The sequence below is a fragment of the Ancrocorticia sp. genome (genome assembly GCF_052089425.1).
Lineage (GTDB): Bacteria > Actinomycetota > Actinomycetes > Actinomycetales > Actinomycetaceae > Ancrocorticia.
In genome coordinates this window covers 36462-55400 of the sequence record NZ_JBQCZW010000010.1, presented here as the reverse complement: position 1 = coordinate 55400, position 18939 = coordinate 36462, and the positions used below count along the sequence as shown (strand labels likewise).

Below are 18939 nucleotides of genomic sequence, written 5' to 3'. Positions count from 1 at the left end.
CTCGTCGCACGGGCCACGGCGGGGCAGGCTCCGCCGTCGTCGTCAAAAAACAAAACTCCCCGGAAGCCAAACCAGCCTCCGGGGAGCAAACTACTAGGTATCAGTCTCAGTGACCGCCGCAGCCACAGCCGCCGCCACCGCCGCCGCAGCATCCGCCTTCACTGGCACCCGCACCAACCTGAGCGAGTTCCAGCTCCGGGCGATCTTCGGCCTGAGCTCCGCCGCCACAACCGCAGCCGCCGCCTTCACCGCCGCCTCCGCAGCATCCGCCACCATCTTCCATCTCCAGAATCTCCTGGATCTTCGGGGCGGTGTTGAGCGCTACGTCGCGGGCCGGGCCCTCGGCGTCAAGGGCGATGATGAGGCCCATCTTCTGCATCGTGTTGAGCATCGGCGCGCCACAGCGGGCAATAATCACGGCATCAACGTTGTTCTCGCGCAGGAACTTGACGATGCGGGCGTGGTGAGTTCCATGTGCACCTTCGTCATGAAGAACGTCCCAGCCCACCTCATGCTCATCCCAGCGCTCGATAACGCCGTCCTCAATCTCGGTGACGGCAACGCGTGGCGCCTTGCCCCAGCGGGGGTCAATTTGACCATCTGGCATAACAGGTGTTGCGATAATCATGGTTCTACCTTATGTCGAGTCTCGTCCCGGCGCGAACCGGTGCGAACTTGAATTGTTCACTAGTTCAACAATTTCACACAAAAAGCCCGGTGAAAAGGCCATCGGTCCTAGGGTGACTGGTTTCTCGCAGGACTGCGCGGAAATTTGGGACGACGGCGGGAACGTTCGGCACCAGTTGGATGGCAGTCACGGCAACGTCCTCGCAACGTGCGTCAAGGCAGCGGCTATACCCGTAGCGATAGTTCCTCCCATATGCGTGGTTCAGGGTGTTGAATGATGAGTGACAGCGCGAGAGAACCGCAGAAGGACATGCGTCCATAGCGCGGCCGCCGGGCGCACATCTTAGAAGGCAGAGGTTGATGGAATGAAAGCAACGTACATGTATGGCGCAGGTGATGTGCGAGTGGCGACCGCCGATGATCCGGTGATCAAGGAGCCCACGGATGCGATCGTTCGCATCGTCAGAGCGTGCGTATGCGGATCGGACCTGCACCGTTATCATTCGATGCCCGCTACTCCCGATGGCAGATCCATGGGCCACGAAGCGATCGCCGTGGTGGAGGAGACTGGTGCGGGCGTCCATGGTGTGAAGCCAGGCGATTTCGCGGTGGTCCCGTTCCTGTGGCAGGACAATACGTGCGTTTTCTGCCGCGAAGGACTTCAGAGCTCCTGCCTACATGGCGGCGGATACGGCGGTGCCGAAGTCCCTGTGCTACAGGCCGAATACGCCCGGATCCCTCAGGCTGATGGCAGCCTCGTCCCCGTCCCTGGCATCGATCCTGCCACCGCGGGCGAGGGGACGCTCTCTTCACTTCTGGCGCTCTCGGATGTGTATCTGACCGGGTATCACGCCGCGCACATGGGGCAGGTGTCTCCCGGGGCGACCGTCGCGGTGATCGGCGACGGGGCTGTTGGTTTATCTGCCGTACTTGCCTCCCGCCAGCTGGGTGCCGAGCGCATCATTCTGCTGGGACACCACGATGTACGCACCGATCTGGGCGTCGAGTGGGGAGCAACAGATGTTGTGTCTGAGCGCGGGGACCAGGCCGTTGCGAAGGTTCTTGAGCTGACAGGCGGGGAGGGAACACCCATCGTCCTCGAAGCCGTTGGGCACATGCCAGCTTACGAACAGGCGTACTCGATCGTGCGTCCCGGCGGGATCATCTCCCGTGTCGGTGTTCCGCAGTACGAAAAAGCGCCGGTTGGCTACGGTTCATTGTTCGGAAAGAATGCACGCCTCGCCGGCGGCCCGGCCCCAGTGCGCGCGTACTTGGAGGACGCTATCCCGCAGGTGCTGGATGGTCAGATCAACCCCGGGCGGGTTTTCGATCTCGCGCTCCCACTGGACAAGGCGCCAGAGGCCTACCGTGCGATGGACTCCCGTGAGGCTCTCAAGGTGGCGCTCATCCCGTGAGTCCGAAGAGGCTGCACGCGTCCCGTGAGCCTGAGCGGTCCGCAGCTCCTGACATAGAGGTGGGACCACAGTGCCGGACCACAGCGCAGGGCCACAGTAACGAGAGTTCGAACGTCCCTCGAAAGTTCGGACACTAGGCTAACTCTCGCTGCACAGGCGCACTCTCGGTGGCTGTGGGATGAGCAGATGACAAGAAGCCTCCTTCGTCATCTACGAAAGAGGGCTCTTAACTCATTATCGTGCGGCTCAAGCATCGATGATGATCGTGATGGTGTCGCGGATCTGCCGAAGCACTACCGGGCGTCAGCATCAAGCCAAGTAAGTTCATCGTCCCGCAACGGCATGGAGAGGTCGCGTCCGATAGTTTCTTGTTCGAGCAGTCGTGCACCGCGGGAGACGGTCTCGGTCAGGGACTCTCCACGCCGGGCCGCCAGATCATTGAGGATGTCACGCGTAGCTCGACTGATCCGGATCGTCGTTGTATCGCTCATGTTCGAACGGTAGCTCGTGTAGACGTTTACGTCTACATTGCGACGCTCGCTGTCCGGCCACGTAGACATTAACTGCAGGATCAAGCCGATCAAGCTGTGAACTACCTTTGCGGGTCCGCGCGATGCAGCTCAGCCTCATGCCGTATAGCTAAGCGGGCCACAGTTGTCGTAGTCCACCTTCGGCACCCCCACGAAAAGAAAATCGGCCCGAGCCGTGAGGCGAGCGGGCCGATCATGATGGAAACAGTATATCGGGGATTCCGTTCGGCGGACGCCTGTAATGCGTGGCCCACCCCAACTAATCGTTGGCGCGCCCGCGGCTCTCCACAACGTGGCGCTCAAGTGGCTGGCACACCGCGAGCGCCACTCCAGAGAGCGCTACGCCTACCAACACAGTGATGCCCACGCGGATGATTCCGGAAGTGGAGACCTGCGACGCGGCGGACACCATACCCAGCGCTAAGCCGAGCATCGCTGAGGCAACCGAGGCCAGCAAAAGCGGCCCCATCACCTGATAGATGCGGGTCCATGTGAACACGCGCCGCGGGAACCCGACCTGTCCGAGTGCACTCGTTTCGGGAGCACGATCGAACACGGTGGCCGATTGATTCATAAGAGTGGACAGGGCGGCAACTGCGAACCCAAAGCCGAGTGTAATCATCAGCCCCGTAAAGATGTCCTCAAACAGGAAGTTGCCGGAATCCCCTGCCTCCATCGGGATCAACGCGAAGAATCCAGCCATGAAGCACAGTAGCGAAATGGCGTTGACCGTGCGCCACGCGCTCCGCGGATCGTCGAGAATTCGGCGCATACCCAGCAAGCGCGGCACGGAGTTCGTTTTCGTGCCGGGATAGGCAAATAGCTGCAGTATCCATGGGCCAACAACTGAAATGCCTGCCACCATCATGAGGATCATGCCGGCCATGACGATGTACTGGATGGAATCACCGGCCGTTGCCGGGTTGTTGAGCGCCCACACAACATAAACAATGAGAGCCGCAAAAAACGCGACCGGCCGCCAGTGCTTGACGGCAGGATTGGCCTCTCGCCGCGCAACGCCCAGCGGGGAGATGCGCACGCGCTGCAGCCCGATAATCGTGGACAGCACGGCGATCACCAAGAGGAACGCCAACACGGCTAGCTCCAGCCCCACCGGGAGCATCATTTCGGACGGATGAATACTCTCTTCGAGGAACGTCACGCTCCCCCACAGCGGCAACGTGGCGTAGTAGGCGATCGTTCCCACCACCGCGCCAAGCACCCACTGTACGAGCGTTTCAACGAGGGACATGGCAACGGTCTGCCCGCCGGTCACGCCGATCAGCCGTAGGGAGGAGAGCCGCTGGGAACGCCCACGCGCACCCAGTCGCGCCGCCGAGGCACCAAGCGAAAAGATCGGAATCACCAGTAGAGCCGACGCAGCGAACGCCAGCGACAAGTACAAGGTCAAGTAGTCGCCGTCCGGGGCCCACTCGATCTGCTCTCCCAGAGCCACCTGACGCGCAGTGGGGTTTTCACTCCACTGATAAAACATCCACACGCCACCGGCAAGAGTGAGCGCCATGAGGGTGGACAAGGCGAAGGATAGGACAGCCAGCAGATCCAGCCATGCATCGCCCGTTCGTGCCTTGAGCCGCGCGGCCGTGAGTTCCGGAGCTAGCCGAAGTGCTTGCTTCATCGGGCCTCACCCGCCCCTACACTGGAAACCTCAGCTGAATCGGCATGAATTCTGCCGTCGCGGATCTCCACGAGCCGATCGCACCACGCCGCCACCTGCGGATCGTGGGTGACCACCACAAGGGTGGACCCAGTCCGCCGCGCCGTCACTGTCAGCAGCTGCATCACTTCGTGACCGGTAGCCTGATCCAGAGCTCCCGTTGGTTCGTCCGCAAAAATCACGGCCGGATCAACGGCCAACGCACGAGCAATGGCCACCCTTTGAGCCTGCCCACCGGACATTTCGCCGGGCCTGCGCTGGCCCTCGGAGCCCAGCCCGAGCCTCGCCAACCACTGATCGGCCACCTCGAGCGCTTGGCGGCGCCCCGTCCCGCACAACATGAGCGGGATTGCCACATTCTCACGCGCCGGGAGTTCGGGGATGAGCTGCCCGTCTTGGAATACGAAGCCAAACTCGTGCAGGCGAACCTGCGAACGCTTGGCGTCCGAAAGCTCTGAAATCCAGCGGTGCCCCAGCGCCACGGTTCCAGACGTGGGCGCCAGAATGCCTGATAGGCAGTGCAGCAGGGTCGATTTGCCGGAACCCGACGGCCCCATGATTGCCAACGCCTGGCCAGCGGGAATATCGATATCCACGCCGGCCAGCGCTGCGACCGAGCCAAACTTCTTCACGAGCCCACGGCCCGCTAGCATTCCTTCAGTTCCTGAGTTCATACATCTATTCAACCGGCGCCCGCCCGCACCCGCCATCAGCCCACCTATCCTTCTGGGGTAGAGCTGGGTCTACCGGCCCACCCTAAAGCAGGCGCTTGCGCAACTGCGCCGGGTCCTCGGGAGAGAGCTTGGCCGGTGGCACATCGAACAAGGTGATGGCGCCACGCTGGCCCTCGGCCGCCATGCGCGCCACGGCCCGAGCCGTCGCACACGCAACTGCCCCCGTGAACTCCGGATTCGAATCCAGCGCCAGCTTGAAGGAGATTACCTGAGAGGTGCCCTCGCTGGTTTGGCCCTGACGGATCACGGTTCCGCCGTGCGGCATGCCCGTGTGATCACGATCAAACTCTTCCTGACTGATGAAGTTCACCGTGGTGTCATAATCGGCAAAGTAGTTGGGCATACTGACAATAGTCTCGCGAATAGCATCGCCATCCGCGCCATCCGCCAGCACGACCCAGCATTCGCGCCGGTGCTTTTCGCGGGTGGTCAGTTCAAGATGCTCTCCGGCATGGATGCGGTCCAGCGCTCCCTCGTTCGGGATGGTGTACTGGACGGCAGCAGCGACGCCCTCGATCCGGCGAAGGGCATCCGAATGCCCCTGAGAAAGGCCAGGGCCCCAGAACGTATAGGTTTCGCCTTCGGGCAGGATCGATTCACCGATCAGGCGATTGAGGGAGAAAAGGCCAGGATCCCAGCCAGTGGAAATGAGGGCAAGGCGGTCATTTTCGCGGGCCACCTGATCGACAACGGCGAAATGCTGAGGGATAGCTGCGTGCGTATCAAAGGTGTCCACAACGTTGAACAGCGTGGACGCCTCGGGGGTTTGATCCCGCAGGTCAGTTGCTGAGCCTCCACAGTTGATGCACACATCAATGTTGCCAACCCATCTGGCCATCTCGGAAGAAGGCGCTGCCAAGCCGCTCGCGGTTTCCAGATCGGCTGGATCACGGCGTGTAAAAATGGCCACCAGCTCCATGTCCGCACTACGGCCAACAGCAAGCTCCACAGCCCGCCCCAGATTGCCATACCCGTTGATCGCTACCTTGATTTTTTCCATGACCTTGCCGTTCTGACTTGTTGATGTATCACAGTTCTTGTTGATGCTTCTCAGGCCCGTTCTACTCGGGCCCCGTTCTACTCAGAGTCCGCAAGCCCGCCCTCCTATGTGCTGACCCCATAGCGTTGGCTGGCCAGTGTTCACAGGCTCTGACTATTGGCCCTGTTCGGCCGCCGCAGCACGTGCGAGCGCGCGTACAGATTCGCGAAGCGGTTCAGCGAGTTCCTCAACATTCGCACCCGCTTCCACCTGACCAAACGATTCAAAAATAATAGCCTGAACATATCCTGCCCACACCTCTGGGTTCGAAACACCCAGTTCGATCCACTGATCGTGGATGAAGCTACTGACCTCCACATGAATGGACTTCACTTCTGTTTGTGCACGGGCGCGTTCGTGGGAAATGGTGTGCTGGCGAACGCCATTACGCATGAGGCTCATGAGGAAACCATGGGAGGAATCCTTGGTTTGGTACAGGCTGGCCACAGCGAAATCCGCGAGCTTCTGTGCTGGGCCATCCCCCGGGTTGATCTGGGAGAACACCGCCGCCGACCACCGTGGAACGTGCTGCTCGAGTGCCAACAGCTTGAGATCATCTACCGAATCCACGTATCGGTAGATGGAATTGCGCGCAATGCCGGCCTGCTCGGCCACGGCGCCAGCGCTCAGCCCCTCTGGGCCCTTCTCGCGCAGCACAGCCTCCGCGGCAGCAATGAGCTTTTGTTTAACCATTGCATGGTGCTCACGAACAGTGGGCGCGTCAATCTTGGGCATGCCATTACCTCCATGTCTCACCATGAATCCTACAAGACAGGGCCGTCCCCAATCGCAGCAGTATTACCCAGATACGGAACGGCAGGTGATGAGCCCAGATACGGAATGCCGGGTGAAGGGTCCGGACACAGACTGGCCCACACGTGGAACGGCTCAGGCAGGCTGAGACCAGACAGTCTGAGACTACGCAGTTCGAGACCAAGTAGTCTGACACCCAGTGCAAGGCCCGGACGTTCACGCTACGTCCGAGCCTCACACCTTGGTGATCCACCAACTACACCTTGAAATGATGGAGCCGTATCCGAAAAAGCTCAACCACCAATCATCGGTAGATCTATTCTGTTATCTCCACGGCGTTAGCCGTTGCAGAGTGGACGCAGGTATGGGAACCACGAGCACAGGAACATTGGCTGAATTTGCGCCTCAGTAACCGATACCGGAGATCTTGTATCGTTTACCTCGATTTCAGCCGCGCCTGCGAATGGACCAACCGCGCCAACCAACACCAAGCCAGCTGCGGCAGTCAATGCTGCGGTCTTCATCATCGAAATCCTCCCTTTTCGTCCAACGGCATAAGCCTATCGAGAGGACCCCCGGGAGTCTCTCCCCCGAAAGTAGGAACTTGCACTCCTACTAAAGTAGGAGATCCGTGCCGTTCCGCGGTTTACTCGCCCTCGCCCTCAGATTACTGCTCAAACCAGTTGCCTGAAAAGCCATATGCTGAGACTCCGTAGCTACTATCTGAGAAACAACGTGGATTCAAAGAGTTATCCCGCCTCCGCCTGGGCCAAACGGCCTAGACCTTTCGCGCCCCCACAGGCTTAGGCCACTCGCACACCCCTCGCCCTAATGCCGCACCAACCCCAGCTCGTGAGCCCTCACCACAACCTTCAGACGGCTACTGACACCCAGCTTGGCCATGATGGAGGACACGTGGGATTTCACGGTGGATTCGCGCACGTACAGCTTCTCCGCGATCTCCTGATTCGTATAGGCCTGGCACAGTAGCTCCAGCACCTCCTGCTCACGCACAGAAAACTCCACGTCCATCTGATCAACGGGCTCGGGCCGCACAAGATAGTCACGCACGAGGCGCGCGGTGGGGCCAGGAGACACCACTGTCCCTCCCGCCATCACCTGGCGCAGTCCGTGTACCAGATCCTCCGGCGATGTGCTCTTGAGGAGAAACCCGGCAACGCCAGCGCGGAGCCCGGCAAGCATGGCGTCGTCGTCGTCAAACGTCGTCAGCAGGACCACTTTAATATGCGGATACAAACTACGAATCTGCTCCGCGGCGGAAATCCCATCCATCACGGGCATCCGAATGTCCATCATCACGATGTCCGGCTCCAGCGCACCCGCGAGCCGCGTGGCCTCGAACCCCGTAGCCCCCACACCCACGATTTCGATATCACGTGCGCCCGCAAGGTAGGTTCGGATGTTTTCACGTACGAGTTCATCATCGTCGACGACGACGACGCGCGCCGCCCGTATCCCAGTTTCACCCATCGTATTCACCGCCTATCTTTTTGTTGGGATGGATACTCGAATGATCCAGCGTGATTCGGTTGTGGAGAAATCCACGGTTCCTCCCAAAGTTTCTGCCCGCTCCTGTAGGCCCGTCAAACCGTAGCCCTGCCGCTCCCTGCCCGCGCGTGCGGAGACCAGTCCGTTAACGAAGGCCCCTTCAACGGCATCGTCCTGAACATCAATCATGATGGTGGCAGGGGCGCTGCGGCTGGCGTGCTTGACCATGTTGGAACACGCCTCCGTGACGATCATAGCCAGAGCGGACGTGACGTCCTCTGGGAGGGTCGTGACGTCACCTTCCACGGCCATCTGAACCGTCAGGCCGGACTTTTCCACTTTGTCCGCTTGCTCGCGAAGTACCTGGCGGAGAGACGTCTGGGGGATCGTGAAGCGTTCGGTTTCAGGTGTCCCAGCGGCATCAGATTCGGATACACGGAGCACGGCCAGCATCGCTCGCAGATCTGCCGTGGCGCGCCGGCCCGTGTTCGCGATGGACTCCAGATCCTCTGAGACGTTGGCAGCCCAGTCCTCTGCTTGAGAATCGTCGGTTGTTGCGCAGGGAGACCGTGCCACGTTGAGTTTGGCCGCCTCGGCACGCATCACCATGATCGTGGTGGAGTAGACGACGGTGTCATGGAGTTCGCGGGCAATCGCTAGGCGCTGGTCAGCGAGCTCTTTGCGGCGGCGGGCCTCCAACTGCTCATTGGCCGTGTACTGGCGCCCAAGCAGTTCACCCACAACCGCAAATGCGGCCAGCAGGCCAGCCCATACGAAGCCGCCCGTGACGAGCTCCGATGTGGAGCTTGTGGGGATCATGAGGATGACCGACCACAGGTAATACCACAGGCCGAAAATCGCGGCAGCAAGGTGTTCCCTATTCCAGAGCAGCATCACCACCACGATGAAGATGGAGATGGAGGCAAGCTGAAGGGTGCGTTCAGGAGTAAACCAGACGAGCGGATACACCACGGCCAACACCGTGGCGGATGTGCGAGGAAACATGCCAGAGAGTGCCACGGCCGCGCATGAACCAAAGAGTAGTGCGAATCCGAAGCTGCCCCAGTCCACGTTCTGCGAGGTGGCGACGGACAGGACAAGAAGTCCGGCCCCCAGAATCAGACCGGCCCCCACTCGCATATCGCGCTGGCGGGTGCGAAGGTGAGGACGCCACATGGAGCGAGGGCGCGGGGTATCAGACATCCTTCGCTCCTCACACAACTGGGCGCATCGTTGCACTGCGGACCAACTGGCGCCCTGCCATCTGCACGGCCGCAGCGCCAACCTTCGGTTCATCTTACCGCTACCGGGCAGGTTTTATGGGGGTAAAGACGTCCTAACTTTTACGACACCGTCTTATCGCGCGACCGATCCTTGCTTTGCGAGCATAGTTAGCCAACTGCCACCACGCTGGTGCGGAGTTCCCGCGCATCGTTCAGGACTCCAGCTGGGATTCTAAGAAGAGTTTTTGCACAAAGCACAGCACAAAAGCCTTCGAACTGTATGGTGCAAGACCAAGGTTAGTCTCGCTTTGTTCCAGCCCGAGCTGACCTTCGTATCAGCAAGAACAGCGTAAGTAGTGAGAAACCTAGAGACATCGCAATGAAGACAATACGAAAGCTCTCAAGCGCCGGTACGAGGACTAATCCAGCCGCAGCCGAAGCAAATAGAAGGGCGCCGGTCACATGTTTTGATCCGCTGGGTGTGTGGCGGTTTGCAGGTTGTGATTCGTTCAGCATTGTGTCACCCGATTCGAAAGTGTGGGGACTCCAACGATGGCATCCCACGGATAAGCCCACGGTACACCAAAGGACTGAGCAAGCTCGCTGTGCTTGCTCAGTCCCTCGCGGCGGATTGTTGACGAACCCTACTTGCGCCCAAAGAGGCGCCATGCGGGTAGCGATGAGTCCCGCGCGGCATATTGTTCAGTTGCTTTTCTGCGCGATTAGCGCTTGTTCCGGCCTCGGCCAAAGAGGTGATTGCGATGGCTCCTGTTCTTTCGGTTGCCCCGGCCTGAGGTTTCGGAGTTGTCCAAAGCCGAAGAATCCGAGCCGCCCGGCTTCGCACCAGAAGTAGACGCCGATTCAGCTGCACCGGCAGTGATTGCTGCGGGCACGGGGCGTGAGGAGCGGGCACGATCAGATTGCTCGAAATCGCGATCCTCTTCGGCTTCGGCCTCTAGATCCTCCTTTTTAATGGCGTTCTTCTGCGTCAGGCGGTAAAGCACAGGCAGCAGAATCAGCGTCAGGAGCGTGGAGGAGATCAGGCCGCCAATCACCGTGACGGCAAGCGGCTGAGAAATAAACCCGGCTTGCCCCGTGATCCCGAGTGCCATCGGCACCAGCGCAGCGATCGTGGCCAGCGCCGTCATGATGATCGGGCGGAGGCGGCGCTGAGCGCCAAGATCGATTGCCTCATCCATGTCCATTCCGCGGCGGCGATACTGGTTAATCAGATCGATCAGCACAATCGCATTGGTTACCACGATGCCAGCGAGCATGAGGAGGCCGATGAGCGAAGAGATACCGAGCGGTGTGCCAGTCATCAACATAGCCAAGAATGCGCCGATCGCCGCGAACGGGATGGAAACTAGCAGGATCAACGGTTGGGTCAGACTCTTGAAAATCCACACCAACACTACGTAGATCAGCAGTACCGCAGCGGCCAGAGCCAAGCCAAGCTGACCGAACACTTCGTTCAGCTGCGCGGCCGCGCCCGCTTCAGTTGTTGTAGCGCCCGCGGGAAGATCAGTGGATTCCACAATCTCTGCTACGTTGTCACGAACCGTTCCCAGTTCGTCCGGGTCTTCCGCTGTCACGGAAATGGTGGCCGTCTGCTGACCATTGATGGTCACAACGCTCGGGACAACGTTTACTTCCTCCACAGTGGCAAAGGCGGAGATCGGCTGGCCCATAATCTCCATGTTCTGGAGGTCATCCAAGCTTGTCACCGGATCCGTCAGCTTCACGTAGATATCCGTGTCAATGTTGTTCAGGGTGATCTGCCCAATGGACGGGGAGACGATCTGAGCCGCGATCAGGCCCACGATATCGTTCTCGCTCATACCACCGGCAGCCGCCGCTTCCCTATCCACAGTCACCTTGACGGACGGTTGTTCGGCCGAAAGGTTCGTGGTGACCTGACGGCTTCCCTCAACGCCTTGCAGCGCATCAAAGAGAACATCGTTGGCTTCCTGAAGAGTCTCTTCGTTATTCGCCACGATGTTGATATCAACGGAACTGGAGGTCAGCCCCTCCATCTCCGAGGCGCCCGTCTGATCGCCAGAGGAGTTCTCAGCCAACGTGTCTTCAAGCGTCTGGCTCAGCTCCTCTTGATCCGCATCCTCATCCGTCGTGACAACGTAAGAAATTGTGGAACCAGATTGGCCCATTCCCGCACCGCCAACGGTCGTGGCTACAGACTCCACGCCGGCCACGTCCCCGAGCGCTTCTTCTGCGACGGCCGCCCGATCGGTCAGGCCCTCCAAATCGGTACCAGCAGGGGCCTCCTGAGATAGCATCACCATATTCTGGCCGGTATCACCCAGCAAATTTTGGTTCAGCAGCGGGTACAGCGCACCCGTGCCACCCAAAATAGCAACAGCAGTTACCAGCGTGATCACTGGGTGCTTCTGCGTGCCGTTCAGTACCGGGCGGTAACCGCGGCGCAGCCACGACTTCTGTTCCTTGACCTCGGCGGCATCACGCTGCTCTGCCAGCAGGCGATCAGCCTTTTCGCGTGCCTGCTCCGCAGTTCGAGATTCGATCACCTGGCTGGCCGATTCTGCAGCTCGCACCGCTTCCTCAGATGCACGGGCAGCCTTAGAGGGGCGAAGGAACCAGTAGGCAAGCACCGGAATGATCGTCAGCGAAACAAAGAGTGACGCCGCCATCGCTAGCACGACGGTCAGAGCGAACGGACGGAAGAGCTCTCCCACCATGCCGGAGACGAAGCCAACCGGGATGAACACAAGGCAGGTGACAATCGTGGACGCCGTGATCGCGGAGGCCACTTCCTTGACAGCTGTGAGGATCGCCCTGCGCTTGGGATCCCCGTATTCAAGGTGCCGCTTGATGTTCTCAATCACCACGATGGAATCGTCCACCACGCGCCCAATCGTGATGATCAGCGCGGAGAGCGTCAGCATGTTGAGCGAGTAGCCCGCCAAGTTCATAAAGATGAACGCGAGGAGCAACGACATGGGGATGGAAATTGCCGTCACAAGGGTGGGACGAACGGACACGAGGAAGATGAGAATCACCGCCACGGCCATGACAAGGCCCATGACACCCTCTTCAGCGAGAGCCTCGATAGAGCTGGTGATGAAGGGTGCCTGATCGAAGATCGTGGTAAAGGCTGCACCTTCGCCCACCATGTCAGTGTTATCAGCGAGGGCATCGTTGAGGGCCTCAGAGGTTTCAACAATGTTCGCATTGGCCGTGGGGAACACGATCATGGCAACGGCTGGCTTGCCATCGATCCGGGCAGCTAGCTGGGGCGTTTCCCCAGTGAGCTCAACGTCCGCTACATCCCCCAGAGCAACCGATCCGTCTTGACCAGTCAACGGGTCCGTGGCCTGAAGTGGAATCTCCTTCAGTCCATCCAGCGAATCAATATCCTCGCCAATCGTTACGTCGAGTGTGTGATCGTCTCCCGAAACGGTTCCAGCCGGGACGGACAACCCGTTGTTGTCCAGCGCATCTTGAATGGCATCCGGGCTCACCCCTTGGGTTGCTGCTGCCTCCATATTGAGCGAGATCGTGACCCGCTGCTCCGGTGCGCCAATCAACTGGGCTGAGGCAATGCCATCAATCTTCTCCAGTTGCGGAATGACGGAGCCGCGCACGTTCTGCGCAGTCTGCAGCGCATCACCATCGCTCGTTACACCAATCTGGGCGAGCGGAATATCTGAAGAACCTCCCGAGGTTACCTCAACGGAGGTATCTTCTGGGAACGTATCGTCAATCTCAGAAATGGACTGCTCGATCTTTGCGGTAGCACGCGAAAGCTCGGTCCCATACTCCAACTCCACGGTCACCATGCCGTAGGAAGAGGACGAGTTAGTGGTGGTCCCCTTGACCTCAGGAACCGTGGCCATCTGCTGTTCAATAGGCACGGCCACACGGTCATTGATTTGGTCAGCCGTGGCACCCGGAGAAACCACCACAACCGAAACAGCAGGAAGCTCAACCTGAGGTATAAGTTCTTGCTTCATTGACGACATGGAAAGCCCACCCAATATCGCTGCCGCGATACAGACGAGCGCCACAAACGATCGATTTCGGAGTGATGCGCGTGCCAATCTATCCATGATCGGCAGTCTATCGAACTACTTAATCAGTCCCAGCTCACGGAAGCCAAAGGCCAACCCGTCGTCGTCAACCGATCTCGTAGTCCACGCGGCTACTTCTTCAATTCCATCTCTATGGTTACCCATCGCGATACCGTGGCCAACGGCTTCAAGCATCTCGCGATCGTTGGCAGAATCCCCAAAAGCAATGACGTCACTCAAGTCAACGCCCAGATGCTTCGCGAACGCTTTGACCCCCACCGCTTTGGACATTCCCTTCGCTGTGAGTTCAGACATATCGTGAAATCCGCCGGGGACAAGGGACCCGGGAAGAATGCAGAAACGATCGCCGAATCGTTCGACGGCCTCGGCCATTCCCACCGGTGAATCCTTCGGGAATACGAAGGTGACTTTCAGTGCTCGCTCAGGCACACTCCAATCGAGCGCCGGCTCGATCTGCCGCAAAAAGCCAGACCAATCTCCCGATACGCCGCCTTCGCTTTCATCCTGCTTGAAGACATCCAAGAAGAAACCGTGCGGGTACAGGGTGTCCGTGCCCTGCCACAGCCAAGCGGCACCATTTTCTTCCAGCCAACTACATATTTCGCTCACATCAGAGGCCGGCATCAAATCCGCAAAAATGCGTTCGCCACCCAGATCTCCATATGCGCCGTTGCATCCGATGAAGCCTTGGAAGCCCAAATCCCACAGGAATGGGTAGATCTCCGGCTTGGCGCGCCCCGTACAGATAATCAGAGTGTGGCCAGCCGCCAGCGCTTCGCGGATCGCGGCCCGCGCAGAACCGGGGATTTCTTGATTCCCATTGATCAGAGTGCCGTCTACATCCAGAAATACGAGTCGCTTCACTGAACTATCTTCCCAGATTCACGCGTGGAGTTGCGCGCGCGACCATGTGGGCTTCGCCGCCCGCGGTAGTGGTGCTAGACGAGGCGGCGGGAGGTGTTCACCCCACGAGCTCAGGCCGGCTTGCACCGAACGGGCAACACATTAGTTCTTGCCTTCGATGATGTTCTTCAGCACGGTGGTTGCCCCCATGCCGTTGGGCCAGCCGGCGTAGAACGCCAAGTGGAGCAGGGCTTCTTTCAGTTCCTCGTCGGTGACGCCGTTCTGCCGTGCGAAGTCGAGGTGGAACTGCAGCTGATCCATCTTCCCCAGCGCCGTGAGCGCCGAGATGGTGACTAGACTGCGGTCACGCTTAGACAAGCCCTCGCGTTCCCATACCTCGTCGAAGAGAACCTTGTCGGTGTAGTGCACCATGCCCGGGGCGAAGTCTCCGAAGGCGTTGCGTCCGCCGGTCCATCCGGACTGCTGGTTTTCGGTGTTCTCAGTCATCTCTGCTCCTACTTGTCGTGGAAATTCATTCGGGCGCTAACCATTAAACCGCTTGCCGGGCCAGTGTGGAATGCCCTGGCGTGGGGTGTATCAGCAGGGAGTTCCCGGGCGAAACAGAAACTCGTAGTATCGGGAGCATGGACAACAGGGCACAAGTGCGTGAGTTTCTCATGTCCCGGCGTGCGAAGATCACCCCGGACGAGGGTGGTATCCCTACGTTGGAGAATCGTCGCGTGGAGGGATTGCGGCGCAGTGAGGTCGCCGCTCTGGCGGATATTAGTGTCGAATACTATTCGAAGATCGAGCGCGGAAATATCGCCGGTGTATCCAACAACGTGCTCGATGCCCTCGCGCACGCCCTACAGCTCGATAATGCCGAACGCGAGCACCTGTTCGACCTTGCCCGTATAGCGCGCGACGGCGCCGAGCCCGTCCGCCGACGTCAATCTGGGAAATGGATTCCTCGACCCGGCCTTCTACGGGCACTGGAAGCCGTCACCAACGGCCCTGCTTTCGTGCGCAACGGCCGCATGGACATCCTCGCCACCAACACGCTGGCCACAGCGTTCTACGACCATGTGCTCAATGGTCCGGGTCACGGAAACTTGGCCCGTTTTTGTTTCCTTGACGAGCGTGCGAGAGAGTTCTACCCCGAATGGGAAGCCGCTGCCGATGTGGCGGTGGCGATACTGCGCACCGAGGCTGGCCGTGATCCGCGGGACAAGCAGCTCCACGATCTCATCGGTGAGCTCTCCACGTGCAGCGACGAATTCCGCACACGATGGGCAGCTCACAACGTGCGCCGCCACGGTTCGGGGACGAAGAACTTCCATCACCACGATGTTGGGGATCTGGTCCTGACTTACGAGGGCATGGAGTTAACCGCCGAACCCGGCCTGTCGCTCCTCATCTACACCGCCGAAGCGGGTTCTGAAAGCCAGGAACGCCTCGATCTGCTAGCCAGCTGGGAAGCCGCCAGGCTGCAACTGTCTAAGGACGCCCACGAGGTGGCCGCCGCGCGGGACACCGTTGCTGCGGACAGGGAGAATCGAGCGTGACGGCCATGTTGATCGATAAGGTGCCGGATCGACCTGCCGCCAATGCAGATCTGCCGAGATTCCGCTTTTTCGCTAGCGTCGCGAGGGCTGCCGTCAGATCGACGTCAAACTCACCAGACTTGGCACGGACTACGTCGATCTCTACCAGATTCACCGCTTTGATCCGGATACTCCGGTGGAGGAGACGATGGAGGCCCTCCACGACGTGGTGAAGGCCGGAAAGGCCAGATATTTGGGGGCTTCGTCGATGGCCGCGTGGCAGTTCTCCAAGATGCAGTACACCGCCCGCCTCAATGGTTGGACCGAGTTCGTGTCAATGCAGAACCAGTACAGCCTCCTTCAGCGGGAGGAGGAGCGGGAAATGTTTCCCCTATTAGCCGATCAGGGCGTGGCCTCGATTCCGTGGAGCCCGCTGGCCAAGGGCCGCCTGACCCGCCCGTTCGGGCAGGCTGGCACGGTCCGATCCGCGAAAGACCCCGCGGCGGAGCGGTTTTTCGGCGGGTACGAGGATCGCGACAAACCCATCATCGACGCGGTCGAGCAGATCGCTGGAGAGCGCGGCGTGCCAATGGCGCAAGTAGCGCTTGCATGGGTGATGCGCAAACCCGGCGTAACCGCCCCGATCGTCGGCGCCACTACACCTCATCACCTCACCGACGCCGCTGCCGCCCTCGACCTCACTCTCACCGACGATGAGATCGAACGCCTCGAAGCCGGCTACACCCCGCGCCAACCTACTGGCTACGGCACGCCCTCCGGCGGGTGATTCCCTGCTTGCGAGGTCCTTCCGCAGCATCGGCCAACCAACCGCGAAACTACTATCACTCATCTCTTGAAGGAGCCCCCTGGCCATGGAGTACACACATCTGGGCCGTTCCGGCCTGCTCGTCAGCAGGATCGGCTTGGGCACCATGAACTTTGGCGATGCCACCGATCAGGCCGCGAGCTTCGAAATTATGGATGCTGCGATCAACAATGGCATCAATTTCTTCGATTCCGCGGATGTTTACGGCGGCCCTCAGTCACCGGACTTGGCTCAGGGATACGGCACGTCCGAGGAGATCATCGGCGAGTGGCTCACGAAGTCTGGCCGCCGCAACGAGATCGTCCTCGCGACGAAGGTCTATCAGCCGATGGGCCTCGGCCCTAATGACCGGCGCCTGTCCGCGTATCACATCAAGCGGGCTTGCGAGGCGAGCCTGAGGCGCCTGCAGACCGACCACATCGACGTGTACCAGATGCACCACGTTGACCGGGCCACCCCGTTCGAGGAGATTTGGCAGGCCATGGAACAGCTCGTCGCAGACGGCAAGATCACCTACGTCGGGTCCAGCAACTACGCCGGCTGGGACGTCGCCACTGCACAGCTGACTGCCCAGCACCGGCACTTCCTCGGCCTCGTGTCCGAACAGAGCCAATACAACCTCACCAATCGTGCCATCGAACGCGAACTCATCCCGGCCCTCAGTCATTTTGGCATCGGCTTGATCCCCTGGGGGCCGCTGGCAGGCGGCGTCCTTGCCGGTCTACCAAACGACGAGGACGGGGTACGCCGAAAAGCACCCGAGGTGCAAGAACAGCTGCACAGGTTCGCCGGTCAGCTCGCCGACTACGAGCGTTTGTGCGACCAGCTTGGGCACTCCCCGGCGGAGGTCGCTCAGGCATGGCTGCTGCACCAGCCGATCGTCTCCACGCTCATCGCCGGCGCTCGCACAGTGGGGCACCTCGAGGCCAGCGTGCACGCCGGAACCATCACCCTTGATGCCGATGCCCTGTCCAAATTGGACCAGTTCTGGCCCGGCCCGGGTGAGGCGCCACAGGCTTACTCCTGGTGAAAGGTCCCACTTAACACCACACGTTTCGAAATACCGCGGCCGTCCCACCAGAGACCTGATGGGTGAACTCCCCATCCATCTGGTGGGCGTCATGGCAACCGCAATAGTCTTCGCACTCAATCTCACCGTGCCCGGAGGTCCGCACAGCGATAGGTAGTCACACGAGGCGGCGGGCCGCAGCCCAACGCGCCAGCTCGTGCCTGTTCGACAGCTGGAGCTTGCGGAGCACGGCGGAGACGTGAGTCTCCACCGTCTTGATAGAGATAAACAGGTCCGATGCTACTTCTTTATATGAGAGGCCTCGAGCGATCAGGCGCATGACTTCCTGTTCGCGGGCGGAGAGGCGGTTGAGCTCATCGTCGCTCTGGGCCACGTCTTCTTTCGACGCGCCAAAAGCATCCAACACAAAACCGGCCAGCCGCGCAGAGAATGCCGCATCGCCATCGGCTACACGCCGGATCGCATCCGCCAGCTTCTCGCCCGTCACGTCCTTTGTCACATACCCGCGAGCGCCCGCCCGGACAACTCCCACCACATCCTTCGCGGCATCGGACACCGAAATGGCAAGAATCTTGGTGCCGGGATACAGATTCTGGCAGCTGCTGACAACCTCAGCGCCACCACCGCCCTGCCCACCGGGAAGATGAACATCTAACAGCACGATATCCGGGCGGATCTCGTGAGCAGCTTGAATGGCCGAGTCAACATCGTGGGCCTCCCCCACAATCTCCATTCCACCTACACGTTTTAGTTCACCCACCATGCCAGCTCTGGCCAGAGGGTGATCGTCAACCACGAGAACACGAAGCATGGCCACAACTCTACCGTGCTGGGCCAGCTCGCCCGCTTGCCAACTTGCCCAGCATCAGGATGACCCCGTATTACCTCCGCAACCCGCATCGGCGCCGCCACACTGCGTAAGCTTCGCCACCGCGCTACAGTTCCACCACCGTGCGTCAGGATAACTCCGTATCCTGTAGCAGCCATGCGTATAGCGACGGCTCACACCATATACGGAACTGAATCCGTCATCTGAAGCCACAACGATCCACCCCGCGCCAACATAACTCCGTATCCTGTAGCAGCCATGCGTATAGCGACGGCTCACACCATATACG

Annotated in this window: 17 protein-coding genes; 4 read left to right on the top strand and 13 right to left on the bottom strand. The window is 59.9% G+C overall.

Annotated features, from left to right (window positions below; genetic code table 11):
- Positions 1-106 precede the first annotated feature (106 nt).
- Positions 107-628, bottom strand: coding sequence for a NifB/NifX family molybdenum-iron cluster-binding protein (locus ACTHV6_RS05205; protein WP_441386219.1), 522 nt, complete (start codon positions 626-628; stop codon positions 107-109).
- A gap of 364 nt (positions 629-992) precedes the next feature.
- Here ACTHV6_RS05205 and ACTHV6_RS05200 point away from each other — a divergent pair, with 364 nt between their 5' ends.
- Entirely contained in the window at positions 993-2042 is a 1050-nt protein-coding gene (locus ACTHV6_RS05200) for a zinc-binding dehydrogenase (protein WP_441386218.1), read from the top strand.
- A gap of 293 nt (positions 2043-2335) precedes the next feature.
- On the opposite strand, the gene ACTHV6_RS05195 is transcribed toward ACTHV6_RS05200, so the two are convergent.
- From ACTHV6_RS05195 to ACTHV6_RS05145, 11 genes are all read right to left on the bottom strand, one after another.
- Entirely contained in the window at positions 2336-2533 is a 198-nt protein-coding gene (locus tag ACTHV6_RS05195) for a hypothetical protein (RefSeq protein ID WP_441386217.1), read from the bottom strand.
- A gap of 298 nt (positions 2534-2831) precedes the next feature.
- A complete protein-coding gene (locus tag ACTHV6_RS05190; protein ID WP_441386216.1) occupies positions 2832-4211 on the bottom strand; it encodes an FtsX-like permease family protein in 1380 nt (459 codons plus the stop codon).
- Positions 4208-4924 carry an ABC transporter ATP-binding protein gene (locus ACTHV6_RS05185; RefSeq protein WP_441386215.1) on the bottom strand — a complete coding sequence of 239 codons (717 nt, stop codon included), beginning with the start codon at positions 4922-4924 and terminating at the stop codon, positions 4208-4210. The genes ACTHV6_RS05190 and ACTHV6_RS05185 overlap by 4 nt, the downstream gene beginning before the upstream one ends.
- Positions 4925-5006: 82 nt before the next feature.
- Positions 5007-5984, bottom strand: a complete 978-nt coding sequence (locus tag ACTHV6_RS05180) for a diaminopimelate dehydrogenase (RefSeq protein ID WP_441386214.1) — start codon at positions 5982-5984, stop codon at positions 5007-5009.
- 153 nt (positions 5985-6137) lie between these two features.
- Positions 6138-6758, bottom strand: coding sequence for a TetR/AcrR family transcriptional regulator (locus ACTHV6_RS05175; RefSeq protein WP_441386213.1), 621 nt, complete (start codon positions 6756-6758; stop codon positions 6138-6140).
- Positions 6759-7114: 356 nt separating this feature from the next.
- On the bottom strand, positions 7115-7303 hold the full coding sequence (locus ACTHV6_RS05170) for a hypothetical protein (protein WP_441386212.1): 189 nt from the start codon (positions 7301-7303) through the stop codon (positions 7115-7117).
- A 301-nt stretch (positions 7304-7604) separates the two neighbouring features.
- The gene (locus ACTHV6_RS05165) at positions 7605-8267 is read right to left on the bottom strand and encodes a response regulator (RefSeq protein WP_441386211.1); all 663 of its coding nucleotides are present in this window, start codon (positions 8265-8267) and stop codon (positions 7605-7607) included.
- 12 nt (positions 8268-8279) lie between these two features.
- Positions 8280-9488 carry a sensor histidine kinase gene (locus ACTHV6_RS05160; protein WP_441386210.1) on the bottom strand — a complete coding sequence of 403 codons (1209 nt, stop codon included), beginning with the start codon at positions 9486-9488 and terminating at the stop codon, positions 8280-8282.
- 742 nt (positions 9489-10230) lie between these two features.
- A complete protein-coding gene (locus ACTHV6_RS05155) occupies positions 10231-13596 on the bottom strand; it encodes an efflux RND transporter permease subunit (protein WP_441386209.1) in 3366 nt (1121 codons plus the stop codon).
- Positions 13597-13614: 18 nt separating this feature from the next.
- Complete coding sequence (locus ACTHV6_RS05150; RefSeq protein ID WP_441386208.1) at positions 13615-14442, bottom strand: HAD family hydrolase; 828 nt, start codon at positions 14440-14442, stop codon at positions 13615-13617.
- Between the two features lie 141 nt (positions 14443-14583).
- The gene (locus ACTHV6_RS05145; RefSeq protein WP_441386207.1) at positions 14584-14928 is read right to left on the bottom strand and encodes a carboxymuconolactone decarboxylase family protein; all 345 of its coding nucleotides are present in this window, start codon (positions 14926-14928) and stop codon (positions 14584-14586) included.
- Positions 14929-15065: 137 nt separating this feature from the next.
- Here ACTHV6_RS05145 and ACTHV6_RS05140 point away from each other — a divergent pair, with 137 nt between their 5' ends.
- The 3 genes from ACTHV6_RS05140 to ACTHV6_RS05130 all read left to right on the top strand — a co-directional run bounded on the left by ACTHV6_RS05140 (position 15066) and on the right by ACTHV6_RS05130 (position 17821).
- Positions 15066-15986: a helix-turn-helix domain-containing protein gene (locus tag ACTHV6_RS05140; RefSeq protein ID WP_441386206.1), complete on the top strand. Its 921-nt coding sequence runs from the start codon at positions 15066-15068 to the stop codon at positions 15984-15986.
- 97 nt (positions 15987-16083) lie between these two features.
- A complete protein-coding gene (locus tag ACTHV6_RS05135; protein ID WP_441386231.1) occupies positions 16084-16752 on the top strand; it encodes an aldo/keto reductase in 669 nt (222 codons plus the stop codon).
- An 85-nt stretch (positions 16753-16837) separates the two neighbouring features.
- On the top strand, positions 16838-17821 hold the full coding sequence (locus ACTHV6_RS05130) for an aldo/keto reductase (RefSeq protein WP_441386205.1): 984 nt from the start codon (positions 16838-16840) through the stop codon (positions 17819-17821).
- Positions 17822-17978: 157 nt separating this feature from the next.
- Here the strand turns inward: ACTHV6_RS05130 and ACTHV6_RS05125 are convergent, their stop codons facing one another.
- Positions 17979-18632 (bottom strand): response regulator, encoded by a 654-nt coding sequence (locus ACTHV6_RS05125; RefSeq protein WP_441386204.1) that lies wholly within the window; start codon positions 18630-18632, stop codon positions 17979-17981.
- Positions 18633-18939: the final 307 nt, after the last annotated feature.

Bases quoted from the DNA above. Each gene is read 5' to 3' on its own strand.
- ACTHV6_RS05205 (WP_441386219.1), bottom strand. From the start codon at position 628: ATGATTATCGCAACACCTGTTATGCCAGATGGTCAAATTGACCCCCGC.
- ACTHV6_RS05200 (WP_441386218.1), top strand. From the start codon at position 993: ATGAAAGCAACGTACATGTATGGCGCAGGTGATGTGCGAGTGGCGACC.
- ACTHV6_RS05195 (WP_441386217.1), bottom strand. From the start codon at position 2,533: ATGAGCGATACAACGACGATCCGGATCAGTCGAGCTACGCGTGACATC.
- ACTHV6_RS05190 (WP_441386216.1), bottom strand. From the start codon at position 4,211: ATGAAGCAAGCACTTCGGCTAGCTCCGGAACTCACGGCCGCGCGGCTC.
- ACTHV6_RS05185 (WP_441386215.1), bottom strand. From the start codon at position 4,924: ATGAACTCAGGAACTGAAGGAATGCTAGCGGGCCGTGGGCTCGTGAAG.
- ACTHV6_RS05180 (WP_441386214.1), bottom strand. From the start codon at position 5,984: ATGGAAAAAATCAAGGTAGCGATCAACGGGTATGGCAATCTGGGGCGG.
- ACTHV6_RS05175 (WP_441386213.1), bottom strand. From the start codon at position 6,758: ATGCCCAAGATTGACGCGCCCACTGTTCGTGAGCACCATGCAATGGTT.
- ACTHV6_RS05170 (WP_441386212.1), bottom strand. From the start codon at position 7,303: ATGATGAAGACCGCAGCATTGACTGCCGCAGCTGGCTTGGTGTTGGTT.
- ACTHV6_RS05165 (WP_441386211.1), bottom strand. From the start codon at position 8,267: ATGGGTGAAACTGGGATACGGGCGGCGCGCGTCGTCGTCGTCGACGAT.
- ACTHV6_RS05160 (WP_441386210.1), bottom strand. From the start codon at position 9,488: ATGTCTGATACCCCGCGCCCTCGCTCCATGTGGCGTCCTCACCTTCGC.
- ACTHV6_RS05155 (WP_441386209.1), bottom strand. From the start codon at position 13,596: ATGGATAGATTGGCACGCGCATCACTCCGAAATCGATCGTTTGTGGCG.
- ACTHV6_RS05145 (WP_441386207.1), bottom strand. From the start codon at position 14,928: ATGACTGAGAACACCGAAAACCAGCAGTCCGGATGGACCGGCGGACGC.
- ACTHV6_RS05140 (WP_441386206.1), top strand. From the start codon at position 15,066: ATGGACAACAGGGCACAAGTGCGTGAGTTTCTCATGTCCCGGCGTGCG.
- ACTHV6_RS05130 (WP_441386205.1), top strand. From the start codon at position 16,838: ATGGAGTACACACATCTGGGCCGTTCCGGCCTGCTCGTCAGCAGGATC.
- ACTHV6_RS05125 (WP_441386204.1), bottom strand. From the start codon at position 18,632: ATGCTTCGTGTTCTCGTGGTTGACGATCACCCTCTGGCCAGAGCTGGC.